Source organism: Mycobacterium bourgelatii (assembly GCF_010723575.1).
Taxonomy (GTDB): domain Bacteria; phylum Actinomycetota; class Actinomycetes; order Mycobacteriales; family Mycobacteriaceae; genus Mycobacterium; species Mycobacterium bourgelatii.
The window spans coordinates 3,966,582-3,981,968 of record NZ_BLKZ01000001.1 but is presented as its reverse complement, the minus strand read 5'-3'; the positions used below and the strand labels follow the sequence as shown (position 1 = coordinate 3,981,968).

14 protein-coding genes and 1 pseudogene are annotated in these 15,387 nt (G+C 65.7%); 9 read left to right on the top strand and 6 right to left on the bottom strand.

Annotation, left to right across the window (positions count from 1 at the left end; translation table 11 throughout):
* Positions 1 to 29 precede the first annotated feature (29 nt).
* Positions 30 to 1,523 (top strand): bifunctional aminoglycoside phosphotransferase/ATP-binding protein, encoded by a 1,494-nt coding sequence (locus G6N68_RS17230; protein WP_240355513.1) that lies wholly within the window; start codon positions 30 to 32, stop codon positions 1,521 to 1,523.
* A 5-nt stretch (positions 1,524 to 1,528) separates the two neighbouring features.
* On the opposite strand, the gene G6N68_RS17225 is transcribed toward G6N68_RS17230, so the two are convergent.
* Together G6N68_RS17225 and G6N68_RS17220 are read right to left on the bottom strand one after the other, a co-directional pair.
* Positions 1,529 to 2,335 (bottom strand): glutamate racemase, encoded by an 807-nt coding sequence (locus G6N68_RS17225; protein ID WP_205351362.1) that lies wholly within the window; start codon positions 2,333 to 2,335, stop codon positions 1,529 to 1,531.
* Between the two features lie 5 nt (positions 2,336 to 2,340).
* Positions 2,341 to 4,287: a methyltransferase domain-containing protein gene (locus G6N68_RS17220; protein WP_163714672.1), complete on the bottom strand. Its 1,947-nt coding sequence runs from the start codon at positions 4,285 to 4,287 to the stop codon at positions 2,341 to 2,343.
* Between the two features lie 354 nt (positions 4,288 to 4,641).
* Here G6N68_RS17220 and G6N68_RS17215 point away from each other — a divergent pair, with 354 nt between their 5' ends.
* Together G6N68_RS17215 and G6N68_RS32125 are read left to right on the top strand one after the other, a co-directional pair.
* Positions 4,642 to 5,208, top strand: a complete 567-nt coding sequence (locus G6N68_RS17215) for an NPCBM/NEW2 domain-containing protein (protein WP_163714669.1) — start codon at positions 4,642 to 4,644, stop codon at positions 5,206 to 5,208.
* Positions 5,142 to 5,468, top strand: coding sequence for a zinc-ribbon domain-containing protein (locus G6N68_RS32125; RefSeq protein WP_371871607.1), 327 nt, complete (start codon positions 5,142 to 5,144; stop codon positions 5,466 to 5,468). Before G6N68_RS17215 ends, G6N68_RS32125 begins: the two co-directional genes overlap by 67 nt.
* Before the next feature lie 22 nt (positions 5,469 to 5,490).
* Here the strand turns inward: G6N68_RS32125 and G6N68_RS32345 are convergent.
* Positions 5,491 to 8,122 (bottom strand): annotated as a pseudogene (locus G6N68_RS32345) (ATP-binding protein).
* Between the two features lie 90 nt (positions 8,123 to 8,212).
* Here G6N68_RS32345 and G6N68_RS17200 point away from each other — a divergent pair.
* The gene (locus G6N68_RS17200) at positions 8,213 to 8,578 is read left to right on the top strand and encodes a bleomycin resistance protein (protein ID WP_163718732.1); all 366 of its coding nucleotides are present in this window, start codon (positions 8,213 to 8,215) and stop codon (positions 8,576 to 8,578) included.
* Here G6N68_RS17200 and G6N68_RS17195 read toward each other — a convergent pair.
* The gene (locus G6N68_RS17195) at positions 8,575 to 8,955 is read right to left on the bottom strand and encodes a DoxX family protein (RefSeq protein WP_163714662.1); all 381 of its coding nucleotides are present in this window, start codon (positions 8,953 to 8,955) and stop codon (positions 8,575 to 8,577) included. The genes G6N68_RS17200 and G6N68_RS17195 overlap by 4 nt on opposite strands.
* 121 nt (positions 8,956 to 9,076) lie before the next feature.
* Here G6N68_RS17195 and G6N68_RS17190 point away from each other — a divergent pair, with 121 nt between their 5' ends.
* Together G6N68_RS17190 and G6N68_RS17185 are read left to right on the top strand one after the other, a co-directional pair.
* Positions 9,077 to 9,922 (top strand): hypothetical protein, encoded by an 846-nt coding sequence (locus tag G6N68_RS17190; protein WP_163714660.1) that lies wholly within the window; start codon positions 9,077 to 9,079, stop codon positions 9,920 to 9,922.
* Positions 9,919 to 10,710: an MBL fold metallo-hydrolase gene (locus G6N68_RS17185; protein WP_163714656.1), complete on the top strand. Its 792-nt coding sequence runs from the start codon at positions 9,919 to 9,921 to the stop codon at positions 10,708 to 10,710. Before G6N68_RS17190 ends, G6N68_RS17185 begins: the two co-directional genes overlap by 4 nt.
* 6 nt (positions 10,711 to 10,716) lie before the next feature.
* Here the strand turns inward: G6N68_RS17185 and G6N68_RS17180 are convergent, their stop codons facing one another.
* A complete protein-coding gene (locus G6N68_RS17180; RefSeq protein WP_163714654.1) occupies positions 10,717 to 11,613 on the bottom strand; it encodes a haloalkane dehalogenase in 897 nt (298 codons plus the stop codon).
* Between the two features lie 44 nt (positions 11,614 to 11,657).
* Between G6N68_RS17180 and G6N68_RS17175 the strand changes: the two genes are divergently transcribed.
* Positions 11,658 to 12,104, top strand: a complete 447-nt coding sequence (locus G6N68_RS17175; protein ID WP_163714651.1) for an SRPBCC family protein — start codon at positions 11,658 to 11,660, stop codon at positions 12,102 to 12,104.
* Positions 12,101 to 12,886, top strand: a complete 786-nt coding sequence (locus G6N68_RS17170) for an SDR family NAD(P)-dependent oxidoreductase (RefSeq protein WP_163714648.1) — start codon at positions 12,101 to 12,103, stop codon at positions 12,884 to 12,886. Before G6N68_RS17175 ends, G6N68_RS17170 begins: the two co-directional genes overlap by 4 nt.
* Here G6N68_RS17170 and G6N68_RS17165 read toward each other — a convergent pair.
* Complete coding sequence (locus G6N68_RS17165) at positions 12,883 to 14,166, bottom strand: serine/threonine-protein kinase (protein ID WP_240355512.1); 1,284 nt, start codon at positions 14,164 to 14,166, stop codon at positions 12,883 to 12,885. The two genes, G6N68_RS17170 and G6N68_RS17165, sit on opposite strands and share 4 nt — an antisense overlap.
* Here G6N68_RS17165 and G6N68_RS17160 point away from each other — a divergent pair.
* The gene (locus G6N68_RS17160; RefSeq protein ID WP_163714645.1) at positions 14,165 to 15,349 is read left to right on the top strand and encodes an acyl-CoA dehydrogenase family protein; all 1,185 of its coding nucleotides are present in this window, start codon (positions 14,165 to 14,167) and stop codon (positions 15,347 to 15,349) included. The two genes, G6N68_RS17165 and G6N68_RS17160, sit on opposite strands and share 2 nt — an antisense overlap.
* Positions 15,350 to 15,387: the final 38 nt, after the last annotated feature.

Below are 15,387 nucleotides of genomic sequence, written 5' to 3'. Positions count from 1 at the left end.
CGGCCAGGATGGAGACCATGGAGGTGACGATGACCGCCGACACGCCTGGCGTGTCAACGGCGACGGCCGCCGTGCCCTACTTCGATGCGCGGGAAACCCACACGGCGATGGTGGTGTTCGCCGGCGACCGAGCGTACAAGGTGAAAAAGCCTGTGCTCACGGACTTCGTTGACTTCCGCACTGCGGCCCAGCGCGAGCGGGCGTGCCGACGCGAAGTCGAGTTGAACAGCCGGTTGTCACCCGACAGTTATCTTGGCGTCGCCGAACTCACCGACCCGACCGGAGGTCCCGCGGAGCCGATCGTTGTGATGCGCCGCTATCGCGACGAGGACCGCCTGGCGTCCATGGTCAACCGCGGGGAGAACGTCCAGGGGGCGCTGGACCGCGTTGCCGAAGTGCTGGCCGATTTTCACCGGCATGCCTTGCGCGGCGAGTCAATCGACGCTCAGGGCGAGGCCGGCACAGTCGGTAAACGTTGGCGAGACAACCTGTGGGAACTTCATCAGTACGCGGGAACGATCCCGGGGGTCACCGAGGAATCGGTAGACCGGATTGAGCGTCTTGCGACCGAATACATTTCGGGTCGTGCGCATCTGTTCGCGCACCGGATAGAAGAGGGGTGCGTCGTCGACGGTCACGGTGACCTGCTCGCGGACGACATTTTTGTCGTTGACGGCGAACCGGCCTTGTTGGACTGCATGGAGTTCGACGACCAACTGCGTTACGTCGATCGGATCGATGACGCCGCGTTCCTCGCGATGGATCTGGAGTTCCTGGGCCGCAAGGATCTTGGTGACTACTTCATGGAGCGCTACATTGCGCACTCGGGGGACGAGTCGACCCCGTCGTTGTGGCACTTCTACATCGCCTATCGCGCTGTGGTGCGGGCGAAGGTCGAGTGTGTGCGGGTGACGCAGGGTGCGTCGGCCGCGGCGGCGGACGCGGTGCGGCATCTCAGCCTCGCGACCGAGCACTTGCAGGACGGCGCCGTGCGGTTGGCGTTGGTCGGGGGGAATCCGGGCACCGGCAAGTCGACCGTGGCGCGTGCACTTGCTGAACAGGTTGGAGCGCATGTTATTTCGACCGACGACGTACGTCGGGAATTGCTGGAGTCGGGCGTCATCAGCGGCGATCCAGGTGTGCTGGACTCGGGACTGTACAGTCCCGACAATGTCGCGACGGTCTACGAGATCGTGCTGCGCCGGGCTCGCGTGTGTTTGGACCACGGCCGCTCAGTGATCCTCGACGGCACCTGGCGACACCCGCACTGGCGTGCAGAAGCGCGGCGTATCGCTGCCGAAACACATTCTCAGCCGGTCGAAATCAGGTGTGCGGCGGGGATCGAGATGACCGCCGACAGGATAGTGACTCGGCCGGCGGGCAACTCCGACGCGACTCCCGAGATCGCCGCGGCGTTGGCGGCTCGGCCGAGCGGGTGGGACCAGGCGTTCCGAATTGACACTTCCCAGCCGCTCGCTTCGTCGGCGGCACAGGCGCTCGAGGTGTGGCGCAAAGCAATCTGATGTCCCTATGCGGTCAGGCGCGGTCGACCAACCCGGCGCTCGCGGAGCACCTGGTCCGCATGGGCTGGTAACACGGTGCCCCAGGCGTGGAAAGCCCCGCGCCGCATCGCTTCGACATCGCCGGTGGTGAAGAACTTGCGCTCGGCTAACCGCTGCCGGCCCGTCGCGCGGGCCTCAGGATGCCGCTCGGCAATGGCGGCCGCCATCCGTTCGGCCGGGTCGATCAAAATGGCGCTCGGCAGCGCCGCCGCGAACCAAGCGCTCGCGGCAGGGTAGTGCGTGCAGGCCAGCACCAGCGCTTCCACGTCGTGCAGCGGGGCGAGGATCGCTGCCAGGTCGGCGAAGAACCGCGGCGAGCCGGTGCGGCCGGCCTCGATGTGCGCGGATAGGGGTTGAGCCACCCGGGACAGCACCCTTCGGCCAGGTCTGGCGAGCCCGCGCCGGTAGTGGCCCGCGTCGATGGTGCGGTGCCCGCCCACCACACCGATCGACGCGAGGTCTTCTGAGACGGAGGCCAACCCGTGGGTGATGATCCCCTCGACCGGAATTGGGGCGGCGCCCAACCGTTCGACGACGGTGCTGGCCGCGTTGCACGCCAGTACCACCTCGGTGGCCCCACGCTCGGTGAGGGCGCTGACGACCGTCATCAATCGATCGGTCAGCTCGTCGGCGGTCATCCGGCCGTACGGGGTGGCCCCGGCGTCCGACCAGTACAAGATCGGAAGTCCGGGAGCCAACCTGTCCAAGTTCTTGACCAAGCCCAAGCCGCCGATGCCCCAGTCGACAATGCCCAGGCAGGAATTCGCGTGCATGGGCATCACGGGTAGGAGAGTGGGGCGGTCTGCCCCTTGGCCATTGGTCCTGAATCAAACGCCACTACCCGCGCCGACATGGTCGCCGTCAATGTCTGCAGGTCTGTGCCGGGGAAGCGGCTGGCGAAGTACCAGCGGTATTCATGCTCGGCCCGGATCGGGTTGTGCTGCAGCATATTCGACCATTCTGGGTGCCGAGTCAGGGCCGCCAGATCGCGGACGAAAGCGGGCCTGGCCCGTCGCGTCCGCAGGTGCGCGACCGCCGAGCTGGTAAGCACGGGAAGTTCGCGAAGTCGCGCCGGTTGCTGCACCATGTCGACCACCCACAACCTGCCGCCAGGGGCGAGGACTCGCCGAATTTCGGCCATGACCGGATCCCAATCCAGGTAGCGGAAGGATAGGAACGAGATGACCACATCGACGTGATCGTCGGGTACGTCCAGCAGCGGGCCGTTGACCTTGACGAAGCGCAGGCGCACCCGGTCTTGGCTGTGTCCGCGCGCCCGGGCGAGCATGCCGGCGGAGCTGTCCATGCCGACGGCGAACTCGAGGTGGCCGTGGTCGTCCAGTGCGCGGAGTAAAGCCCCATTGCCACAACCGATTTCCAGCACACGCAGTGGCCGGCCGAGGTCGGCACGCAACTCGGCCACCCGACCGGCCAGCCACCGCCATTCGGCTTCGCGGACGCGGATGTCGGAGTATGCGCGGTCGTAAAGTTCGGCCACCCGGTCGTAGGAGCGTTCCGGTTGGGTTGCGGCTGGCCGACTTTCCACCATCGGTTCGGCGGCGCAGCCCAGGTACTTGCGGACGCTGCCGGCCAGGCCATGAGACTTCTTGCCGGGGGTGGCGATCATGTACAGGTTCGGACGGGTTGTCGGGCGGCGACCCGCCCACGCAAACCGGTCTTTGCGAGTCGACACGGTCGTGTAGTTGTAATTGCCGAACGCGGGTACCCCGAATACCTCGGTGAAGAAGGGCGCAAACCAGCGCGCCGTGCGGCAGGCGTGGAAGTAGGCGCGCCCGTCGGCAGCGAACGGAATCGTCATAGCGCGCCACTCGTGCGGCGAGAACTGCTCGGGCCAGTCCGTGCAACCGAACATGGGGCCGTACATGCCCGAGTGGCTGATCAGGTGCAGTTGGCTGATCGCTCGACCCGAGCGCGCGAGCCGGCCGAGCTCGGCCTCGAAGTCGGCCTTGCGATGCACGCCGGCGACGATCACCTCGGCGTCGGGGTGCTGGGCGGCGAGATCGCGGCCCATAGTGGCTGCCGCCACCGCGAATTCGGCCGAACCGCCGCGATAGTGAGTGGTGTGACCCACCCAGATCACGGGTTTGCCTTGGGTTTCGGGCTTCGTCTTGGGCGCGATTTTGGCGAAGGGAATCCGGGCATGCTCCCCTTCGGGGATCCAGGCGCCGTAGTTGCCCACGAGTTCAAGCACTTCGGCTCGCTCGAGGTCGAAAACTCGCATGCCGGCCGGTGGTGGGCTGTAGAAGTGCAGAGTCAAACCGGCCGTTTCGGCCGCCATGTCGTGGATGTCCTCGCGCGAGATCGGAATGGGTTCACCTTCGTGCCGCATGGTGTGCTCGGAGACGACCAGTTGCGTGTTCTCCCAGTGGAATCGGCGTTCATGGAACTTCCCGTCGACCGCGATGACGAAGCCGCTGGCACCGCCGTGGTCGTGCGGGGCGCAGCTGTGTCCGGGACGCCAGCGGGCAAGCATGATCTCGACCCGATCGTTGGCCCGCAGAATGGACCGCGAGTACGGCTCACCGTCCTTGGGGTCGATCGCCAGCGAGAACAGCTGTTGCCAGGCGGCTCTGGTGCTGGCCAGCAGGTCGGGACCCGGAACCTCGCCCGCGACCGCGACCTCGGCCAGCGCGTCGAGTAGCGGGCTCAACGCGGCCAGTTCGTCTCGTGTGGTCGTCGGCAGCTTGTGCGCAATATCGGTCATGGTGTGTCCCCCTTTCGACGACCAAAGGTGTGGATCGGTGGAATTGAGCCACCGGTGAAAGTTGGATCGTCGTGATGGATTTGGATTGGCACCGTTACTTAGTTGTTGCCAGTCCACAGGCTGTCTCCGAGCGCTTGAAGGATTCTTGAAGGATCCTTGGGGTGCGGGTCATGGGTGGTTCGGGCTCAGGTCGGCGATCTCATCCGTCACATCAGTCACAAGATCCGAGCGGGTGGCTTTGTGCCCAGCTCTGAGCGACAAGCGTTGTCGCTACAAGCCGGGCACAAAGCAAACCGGAAATTCTTGTGACGCATGTGGTTTGGCGCCGCTCTGCCAACGCGATAAATTTGACAAGTGATTCGTCGTCTGGGTGCTCGGATACTTATCGTGGTCATGGCTATTTCGATGGTGGGCGGATGCGCGATAACTCAACGGCGCTCCGCCCCCGCGCGGGTCACAGTCACCTCGACGACGACATTGACCCGGACGGGTCCAACCGGCGTACCGCTTTATGAGCAATTCGAAGCGCAGAGCTCCGACGGGCCGAACGGCAAACCGATCAACGCCACACTGGCGGGTACCGATTACCGGAATTCGACCGGAATGTGGGTTGGCTGCTCGGGCAAACCGGCGACGACGACGTACCGCTTGGGAGGCATGTTTGCGCGGTTGACGGCGGTTGCGGGACTGCAGCCGCACACCCCCGCCGGACTTGCGGTGCAGGCCACCATCGCTGTCAACGGCAAAGTAGTGAAGGATTTCACCATTCGCCGGACGGACACCGAACGTATCGATGTGGATGTCAGCGGCGCCGATTCGCTAGTGGTCACGGCTATCGCAGTCGATAACTCACTGTGCACGGTGTCGGGGACCCCTTATGGTGCGCTCGGCGATGCCATGCTCACCCCGATAGGTCTGTAACGGGATTCTTATCAAGTCCGTACGGGCGTGGCACGATAACGGTCGTGGGTGACTTGTGCGCCTCCTGCGGGAGTCCACTGACCGCAACCGCGAAATTCTGCAGCGAGTGCGGCAGGCCACGCGCGCGGAGCCTCCGCGGCCTGCTAGCCGCGGCCCGCGGGGACAAGGCCAGTCACGATGATTGGATGGCGCAGTTGCATGCCAGGGCCACCGAGCTGGGCTTCGAACCCATTGCGGCGTCGGCGAAGTTGTCGCGATAAGGGCTCCGCGAGCCCATGCCAATTATCGAGCCGCTGCCAATTCCGTTCGTGCCTGGTCGATCTGGTCGAAGGCGTAGTTCGCCATGGCGGCCATGTTCATGGCCGCACCATCAGCGGCGCAGCGTTCATAGGCATCGTCACCCAGCACCTCCCGCAAGTGTGCGATCGCGGTGTTGAGAGTGGGGAAGGACGTTGAGGTGACAGGGCTGAACGCCCAACCCGCGATGGTGGCGGCGGCCTCGTACCGTCCCATTCGGTCCAGGAACGCGGCCAGGATCGCCAAAGGTGTGCTGATCATCGCGGTGCTGCCCGCCTCGTTGTGATTTTGGATCGCGATTGAGAAGTAGTCGAGCGCGGCCAACGGGTCACCGTGCTGGCATTCGACGCGGCACAGCACGGCGGCCGAGTGCGAGACTGCGCTTTGGTTGCCGGTGTCCTTTGCTATCGCCAGCCCACGCCGCATCGCCGTCAGGGCGCGGGCAGGGTCGGTATCACGGAAGGCGAAGCCTTCCGCCAATAAAGCGAAGCACAACGCCATGGGATTGCGGGCCGCTTCTGCGGCCTCGATGAGTCCGTCGCACAGTGCCATCGCTTCTTCGTCAGGGCCCTCGATGGACAGTGCCATGACCAGGCATCCCCGGCTGATCGTGTGGCTGTCCAACCCCCGAGCTAACTGCTCGCGCGACAACGTGATTCCGCGCCTCATGCCGCTTACGGTGAATGGGGCGCTAGGCCAGGCGTGGAGACCGTAGGGGAGTTCGCCGCCCTCGTTGATCAATCCTTCGGCTATCTCGGCATACTTGACCGCCTGCTCTAGCCGTCCGGCCGAATAGCACATTGAAGCCATGACATACAGGAATGTCAGTCTCCGATGACCGGCCGCTCGTGCCGGCTCCAGGAGTTCTTCGGCCCAGGAAATCGGTTCGAACTTATCGATCGAATAGCCGAGAAAGGCTGCGTAAGTGGCGATTGCGGTGGCGACGTCGAGATCGGCGTGGTCGGCGGCACACCGAAAGGCGGTGCGCAGGTTGGCCAACTCCGTAGTGAACCACCGATAGGCTTCGCGCTGCTCTGGGCTGTCCCAGACGTTCAAGATGTCGATGATTCGCTGGGCGAAGTGACGGGCATGGGCATCGCGAACCTCGGGCCCCACCCCGCGACGCACCAGCTGCTCCTCGGCAAATTCCCGAATGGTTTCCAGCATCGAATATCTCGTGCGTCCGGACCGCCGCTCGACCACGAGCAGCGACTTACCCACCAGCGCGTCCAGCAGGTCCAGGACGACATAGTCGTCGTCGGCTAATCCTGATACCGCGCAGGCGCTTTTGCAGGTCGAAGCCTCCGGTGAACACCGAACAGCGTTCCAGCAGTGATTTTTCCGTGTCGGTGAGGTGGTCGTAGGACCACGCCACCGCGTGCCGCAGGGTCTGGTGACGTCCCAACCCGCGCCGGGACCCGACCAGCAACCGGAAGCGGTGGTCGAGTCGATCGCGCACCTCGATCGGCGTCATCGACGACATGCGGGATGCGGCCAGTTCGATCGCCAGCGGAATCCCGTCGAGCCGCCGGCAGATCTCCACCACTGCGGCGGCGTCTGCGGGATCGGTTACCGAAAAACCCGCCGAAACACTCTGCGCGCGTTGAACGAACAAGTTCGCGGCTGCGGAGCCGATCCCGTCATCAACGTCCAGTGCGGGGACCGACCATAGTTGCTCGTCGGAGACTTCCAACCGCTCCCGGCTGGTGGCCAGGATCCGGACGCTCGCCGATCGCGCGAGAATCGCTTCGACAAGGTCGGCCGCGGCGTCGCGCACATGCTCGCAGTTGTCGAACACCAACAGCCGAACCCTGCCCTCCAGGGCGAAGGCCACGCTGTCGGTCACGCTCCTACCGGGCTGCTGGGTAATCCCCAGCACCGCGGCCACGGCGTCGGGTACGGCGCCCGGATCGGTCACTGTGGCCAGCTCGAAAAGCCACACCCCGTCCGGGAATTCGTCCGACAGCGATGCCGCGACCTCCAGCGCCAGCCGGGTCTTGCCGACCCCGCCGACGCCGGTCAGCGTCACCAGCCGATGGGCCTTCAACGCCGAACGCACCAGGTCCACCACGGCCTCACGCCCGACGAAACTGGTCAGCGCGGGACGCAGATTTCCCGGGTTGGAATCCAAAGCCCGTATCGCGGGAAAGTCGGTGCGCAGCCCTGGCGCCCGAACCTGGAACAACCCCACCGGCGTCGGTATGTCCCGCAGCCGGCGCGGGCCTAGGTCCCGCAGGTCGACCCCGCTCAGCAAGCCAGCCGTCGAATCGGCCAGCAGGATCTGCCCACCATGCCCGGCGGCCATCACGCGCGCGGCGCGGTTGAGCGCCGCACCGAAGTAGTCCGCGTCGCGCAGCTCCGCTTCGCCCGTCGCCAATCCCATCCGCACCGGCAGGTCGAGGGCCAACTGTGCGGTGATCGCCGCGTCGACCGCGCAGCGCGGCGAGGCGAACGCGGCGCACACTCCGTCGCCGGTGTGCTTGAACACCCAGCCGCCGTGGGCCTCGATCGCTCCGCGCAGCACCAGATCGTGGGCGACCAGCTCGGCCCGCATGCCATCGGCATCGGCTTCCCACCGACGGGTGGAACCCTCCACATCGGTGAACAGAAACGTCACGATCCCCGATGGCGGACCCACCGGCGTAGTGGTCACCAACGCAGAATGCCACAGCGAACCCCCAGCTGACAGACTGCAGGCGTGCCCGAAATCACCTTCAGCTCGGTTTCGCCGATCATCCCGGTCAAGAATCTGGACGTCGCACTACACCGCTACCGGCGGCTCGGATTCGAGGCGCGTGCCTACGAAGGTCCCGAGCGCTACGGATTTGTCGACCGCGGGTCGGTGCAGCTGCACCTCACCGAGTGGGCCGAGCACGATCCGCTCACCACGGCTTCCGGCGTGTACTTCTACGTCAACGACGCCGACGCGCTGCACGCGCAATGGCGGGCACTCGACGGTCTAGGGGGCCGGTTGACGCCGCCGCAGGACACCCCGTACGGGTTACGCGAGTTCGCCTACGTCGACCCGGACGGCACCCTGCACCGCATCGGATCGCCGCTGCACGGCGCTTAGACGTTGCGGTAGACCTTCAGTGCGGTCGTGACCATCGGAATCTGTAATGGCAACCGCGCCAGCGCAATAACTCGCAGGTACCAGGGTTTGTCCCACCACAGTCGCACCATGTTGAGGTTGCCCGGGAACACACCGATGAACAATGCGACGGCCGCCAGCGCGCCGAGCTTGCGGGTGCTCGGGTTCAGTAGCGCAGCGCCGACCGCGAGCTCGCCGACCCCCGACGCGTAGGTGTAGAACCGCGGCGTGCCGGGCAGCTCGACCGGGATGATCTCGTCGAACGGTTTGGGTGCAGCGAAATGCAGCACGCCCATACCGGTCAGCGCCGCCCCCATCCGAACGGCGGTCTTGTGGGCGGCGTCATTGCTCGTGGTCATCGGGTCTCATCTCTGTGGTCTTTCAGTGGGGCCGAGCAGACGCAAAGTTGTATGGTTCCGGCCGAGATCGTACGAGTTCGCGTCTGCTCGCAAGCTAGCGCACGAAAGTTAAGATCCCCGGGTGGAGTCGCGTGACACCGACGACGGGACGACCGTGGAGCGGCGTCTTGCGGGCTGGCAGCGGGCACTGCGGTGGGTGGCGTGGCTGACGTTCCTCGGCGTAGCGATCGCCCATTCCGATCGTCCGTCGTTCGGTGGTCTGGAATTCCTGACGCTTGCGGTGGCGGTCGGCGTGAGCATCTGGTGTATGGCCAAGCCGCTCGGCGGCCCGAAGGTGGACATCGGGAAGCCGTCGCAGGTGCGCGGACCTTTCGAGTCGCGGACGAGCTGGGGACTGGTGCTGCTGGGCGCGATCCTCACAGTGGGAGGCATCGCCGCAACCGGGGCGATCATCTACGACGTGTCCACCGGCCGCGCGACCGTCCGGGACGTGCTCAGCGACATGGGCGACTTTGTGGTCGGCTGGACCGCGGAGATGGTCACCGTATGGTCTTACGACGCGCACCTGGAAGATACCCACGCCTACGCGCTGTTCGCGCTGATATTTCCCGGCGTGATCCTCGTTTGGTTCAACCTTGTTCCTTTCATCAAGCGGGGGAGCCCATTTCGGATCGACCCGGACACCTCGATCACGGTCAAGGGGCCGCGCGGTTGGTACCAGATACTGGAATACGAATATTCGACCATCACCGCCGACGGGAAGACCATCCGATTCACGCCGAGTGCGCAAGGCAATCCCGCCATCGTGCTGCCGCAGGCTCGGGTGTTCTCCCAAGAGACCGATGCCAGGCTCCGCAGCGAGGTGAGCGCTGCATTCTTCCAAGAGCGGCTCGAACGCCGCAGCTTCACCGTCCAAACGATCGATCGACGACGCTTCACGGCCACACCCATAGGAGTCGAACAATGAAGGTTCACCATCTCAACTGCGGCACCATGAACGCGCTGGGCGCCCAATTCGTTTGCCACGTCCTGCTTATCGAGACGAATAACGGTCTCGTGCTGGTGGACAGCGGATATGGCACACAAGACTGCAGCGACCCGACCCGCATCGGCCCGTTGCGGCATCTGCTCAAACCGGTGTTCGCACCTAGTGAGACCGCGCTACGCCAGATCGAACAACTCGGGTTTCGCGCCTCCGATGTCCGCCATATTGTGTTGACGCACTTCGACTTCGATCATATCGGGGGTCTGGCCGACTTCCCGGATGCCGCCGTGCACGTCACCGCCGACGAGGCGCGCGGCGCCGTGCACGCCCCTTCGTTCCGGGAGCGCCTCCGGTACCGCAAAGTGCAGTGGGCGCACGGGCCCAAGCTTGTCGAACATGCGCCGACGGGCGAGAAGTGGCGCGGATTCGCCGCGGCCAAACACCTTGACGCCATCGGTGACGGCATCGTGCTGGTGCCGATCCCAGGCCATACTCGCGGACACGCCGCGATCGCGGTCGACGCCGGCAACCGGTGGATCCTGCACTGTGGCGATGCCTTCTACCACCGCGGCACGCTTGACGGGAAAAAGCAGTCGCCCTGGGCATTACGCACTCAGGAGTCCTTCACCGCTTTCAAACTCAAGCAGTTACGGGCCAACCAGGCGCGTCTCGCGGAGCTGCACCAACGCCGCGATCCTGACCTGCTCATCGTCAACGCGCACGATCCCGAGCTGTTGGCGCTCGCGAAAGCGACCGCTGGTGCCGCCTAGGACCGCTTAGGTTTGCCAGGCGAGGATGCGTTCGGCCAACTCCGGGCCGCTGTCCTCCTGGATGAAGTGGCTGGCGTTGATCCGCGCGTGCGGCTGACCCGCCGCCCCCGGAATGTGGTTAATCAGGGGACGATCGGCCTTGCCCAGGATCGGGTCCCGGCGGCCGAAGATGGCCAGGACGGGTTTCTCCCAGCGGCCCAACGCATCCCACGCGGCCCGGTTGGCCGGCACCGCCGGATTGTCGGGTGAGGTCGGCACCAACTGCGGGAAGATGCGGGCGCCGGCTTGGTACCTCTTGTCGGGGAAGGGTGCGTCGTAACCGGCCCGTACCTCGGCGGGAACCTTGTGGACGGTGCCGGCGGCCACGATGCGACCCGCGGTGAAGATGGGGGAGTAGCGGGCGAAGGCGCGCCAGATGTGGAAGGCGGGCGGGGTGGGACGCTCTGCCGTGGGCAGAAACCCGTTGGCGACCACCAATCGTGCGAACCGATGGTCCTGTTCGGCGGCGATGCGAAGGCCGATCAACGATCCCCAGTCCTGCACGACCAGCGTGACGTCGGTCAGGTCGAGTCGCTCGAACCAGGACGTCACCCACTCGACGTGCCGCAGGTAGGTGTAGTCCTCGACACGAGTTGGCTTGTCGGAGCGGCCAAATCCGATCAGGTCGGGTGCGAGCACGCGGTATCCGCCGTCAGCAAGCGGCGGGATCATCGTCCGGTACAGGTAACTCCACGTTGGCTCGCCGTGCAGCAACACGATTGGGCGCCCGTCGGCGGGGCCTTCCTCGACGTAGTGCATGCGCAACGGCGGCGTGTCACTCGCCGTCACGTCGACGTAGTGTGGTGCGAACGGGTAGCCGACCAGGTTTTCGAACCGCGAGTCCGGGGTCCGCAGAACATCCATGAGCCAACTCCTTCGAGTCTCCTGTGGTGCACTAGCGTACGGACATGGTCGAGATTCATTTGGAGCGCACCATTGCGGCACCCGTGGAAAAGGTCTTCGACTGGCTCGCGGATCCGGCCAGTTTGACCGCTGCGCCCGCGGTTCTGAGAGCCAAATGGGTCAAGGACTCGCCGTCACCCGAAAAGACAAGTGCGATAAGACCGGTACGCGAGGTGTTCGGAGTCGGCGCCTGGTTCCGCGAGGAGATCACCGCCTACGACCGCCCGCACAGCTACTCCTATCTCATCGTCAGTTCCTTCCCGCCATTTCAGCACGAGAGCGGCACGCTGACGTTCACGCCGGCGGGGGACGGCACGCACGTGGACTGGCTGACCAACTACACCCACCCCGGGCGTGCGGGCGGCAAGGTCCTGGAGCGGGTTACCCGGCCGCTGCTGAGCTCGAGCTTCAACGCGATCCTGACGGCCTGCGCCAAGGCGCTCGAGGCGTGAGCACCGACCGCGCTTCTTCGCGCACCTTCGTGGTGACGGGCGCGGCGTCGGGCATCGGATTGGCCACCGCACAACGGCTGTTGGACGAGGGCGGGACCGTGATCGGCGCCGACATCGCGTCCCCGCCCGACCTCGGTCCGCGCTTCAGTTTCGTGACGGCCGACGTCACCGACGAAGCCGCGGTCGCGGCGGTGATGGAGGCCGTTCCGGGCCGCCTCGACGGGGTCGTGCACTCCGCGGGGGTCGCCGGTGGCGGGCCGGTCCATCTCCTGCCGCGATCGGAATGGGACCGGGTGATCGGGGTCAACCTCACCGCGACGTTCCTGGTGGCCAAGGCCGCGCTGGCCAAGATGATCGAGCAGCCTCGGGTTGACGGCGAGCGCGGTTCGATCGTGACGCTGGCCAGCGTCGAGGGTTTGGAGGGCACCGCGGGCGGAAGCTCGTACAACGCCGCCAAGGGCGGCGTGGTGTTGTTGACCAAGAACATCGCGCTCGACTACGGACCCAGCGGCATCCGGGCCAACGCGATCTGCCCGGGATTTATCGAAACACCGTTGGCCGAAAGCGTTTTCGGCATAGCGGGGATGGAGGGTCCGAGGGCGTTGGTCACCAAAGAGCACGCCCTGCAACGCTTCGGCCGCCCAGAAGAGATCGCCGCCGTGGCGGCCTTCCTGGTGTCACCCGACGCATCCTTCGTGACCGGTCAGGCCATTGCCGTCGACGGCGGCTACACCGCCGGCCGCGATCACGGCGTGGTCGAGCTGTTCGGATTGCCCGACTAGTCCTTGGGCTTCTTGGGCTTCTTTGGGCCCTTTTGCGGCGGTCCTTGCGGTGGTCCCGGTTGCGGAACCTGAACGGTGGTGGTCTCGGTAACCGCTGGTGGCGGCTCGATCGTCGTCGGAGGCGGCAACGGCGTGCTGGTGGTCGCGGGTGAGGGGGACTGTGCCGCAAACGGGTTGTACGCCATCAACATGATCGCCAGGATCAACAACGAGATGACCGCGGCGATCCACAGTTTTCGCCAGGGTTGTTCCGGCTCGGCATCAGCGTCGACGCCCGAATAGGTCCCGTCATAGGTCCCGTCGGGAACCGGCGGGGCCTCCATCACCCGGGTGCGGGGTGGTTGCCGCACCGGATCGGGGCGGTGCAAGGCCGCGCGCATCGCCCCGGCCTGCGCAAAGCGCTCCGCGGGTTCTCGGGTCATCGCCCGCGCAATCACGGCTGCCAGCCCCGGGTGCACGTCTGGGCGCCGCGCTGTGATCGGCGGCGGTGTTTCGTGCAGGATCGCGTGCGACAGCACGGCCAGTGAGTCCTCGGGGAACGGCCGTCGTCCGGTCAACGCCTCGTAACCGACCACTCCCACGGCGTAGAGGTCGTCGGCGGGCGTGGCAGGCTTCCCGATCAACCGGTCGGGACTCAGGTAGGCCATGGTGCCAACGACGTGGCCGGTCATGGTGTGCGCGCCGCCGGTGGTCTTGGCTATGCCGAAGTCCGCCAGCTTGGCGTGGCCCGCGGCGGTGAACAAGATGTTGCCGGGTTTGACGTCGCGGTGCAGGATCCCCGCGCTGTGCGCGTCGGTGAGGGCGGCGAGAACGGAATCAAGAACCCCGTGCACAAACGGTGGGGGCAGCGGACCGCGTGCGATGTGGTCGGCGAGTGACACGCCAGGAAGCCGTTCCATCACGATGAACGGCACCCCGCGGTGTTCGCCGATGTCGTGGACCACCACGATGTGCGTGCTGCTCAGCGCCGCGGCCGCTCGCGCCTCGGTCTCGAACCGCAGTCGGTTCTCCGGCCGGTCGATCGACGGATGCAGCAGCTTGATCGCCACGGGGCGGCCCAGCTTCAGATCCCACCCGTCGCGCACCTCGGCCATGCCACCGCGACCGATGACCGCTCCCAGTTCGTAGCGGTCGCCAAGCCGCCCGCCCGGTTCCAACAGCGCCGCGACGGCGCCGTCAACCCGGCGAGGTTCTGGATTTTGGCGTTCGGTACCCATGGCTGCGTTACGGGGATAGCCGCTGACTACGACGCCGAAACTCCTGGCGTACGGTCGTCGCATGACGTCGACAACCGAAGTCAGTGGCGGGGTCGTCGAACGGGCGCGCGGCATGCGCGACCTGGTGCGTGCCGAGGCCGCTGAATCCGAGCGCATCCGCACCCTCACCGACGCCATCGTCAACGAAATGTGGGCCAGCGGCCTGATGTCGTCATTCAATCCCGTCGAGGCCGGGGGTGTCGAGCCGTCGTTCGCCGAAATGATCGAGACGTGGATCGAAATAGCTTGGCAGGATGGTTCTTTCGGCTGGGTCGGCATCGGGAACCTGCCGTCGTCGTTCGCCGCCGCCAGCTACTTGCCCGACGAGGGTTTCGCCGAGGTGTTCACCGCCAACAACAACCGCGTGACGATGGGTGGCCAGTTCTTCCCGAACGGACAGGGAACCGCGGTCGACGGCGGATACCGGCTGAGCGGCTCGTGGAATTTCGGCTCCGGGATCGGCCACTCGCAGTACGTCGCGGCGGGATTCTTCCCCATGGACAACGGCGAAATGCGTTGGGTCGGTGAGGGAATCCCCGACATGCAGATAGCCATCGTGCCGCGGGAGGACATCAGCTTCAACGACGGTTGGTATGTGCAGGGGCTCAAGGGAACTGGCTCGTACGACTACAGCGCCCAAGACGTGTTCGTGCCGCAAAGCCGGACCTTTGGATTGTTTGAACGCGTGCCGTGCCGGGGGAGTTCGCCGGCCACCCGAATGGGCCTGATGCCGGTCACCGCCGCCGGTCACGCGTCGTGGGCGCTCGGGGTGGCCAAGAGCATGCTCGACGATGTCGCCGAACTGGCGGCGACGAAGTATCGGATGAGCGACATGGCGTCGTTGGCCAGTCGGCCGACGTTCCAGAAGGGGCTCGCGCACCATGTCTCGGCCTGGCGTGCCGCGCGCCTGCTCGTGCATGACGCGTTCGCCACCGCCGAGGCGGCCGTCGCCGCTGGCGAGGAACTGACTCCGACGCTGCGGGCCGATATGCGCGCGGCCGCCGTCTACGCGACCGATACGGCTCGCGGTTGTGCCGAATGGGCACATCTGGTGGCGGGGACGAGCTCAATCCGCGAAGGCAGTCGCCTCGAGCGTGCATTCCGCGACATGTACACCGGTACCCAGCACGCGTTCATCAGCGAAAAGGTCGCCATCGACGCGGCGCAGATTTGGCTGGGCATCATCGAGGACCAGTTCGGGTTGTGAATACACGAAACCTCCCCGGTCAGGTGACCGGGGAGGCT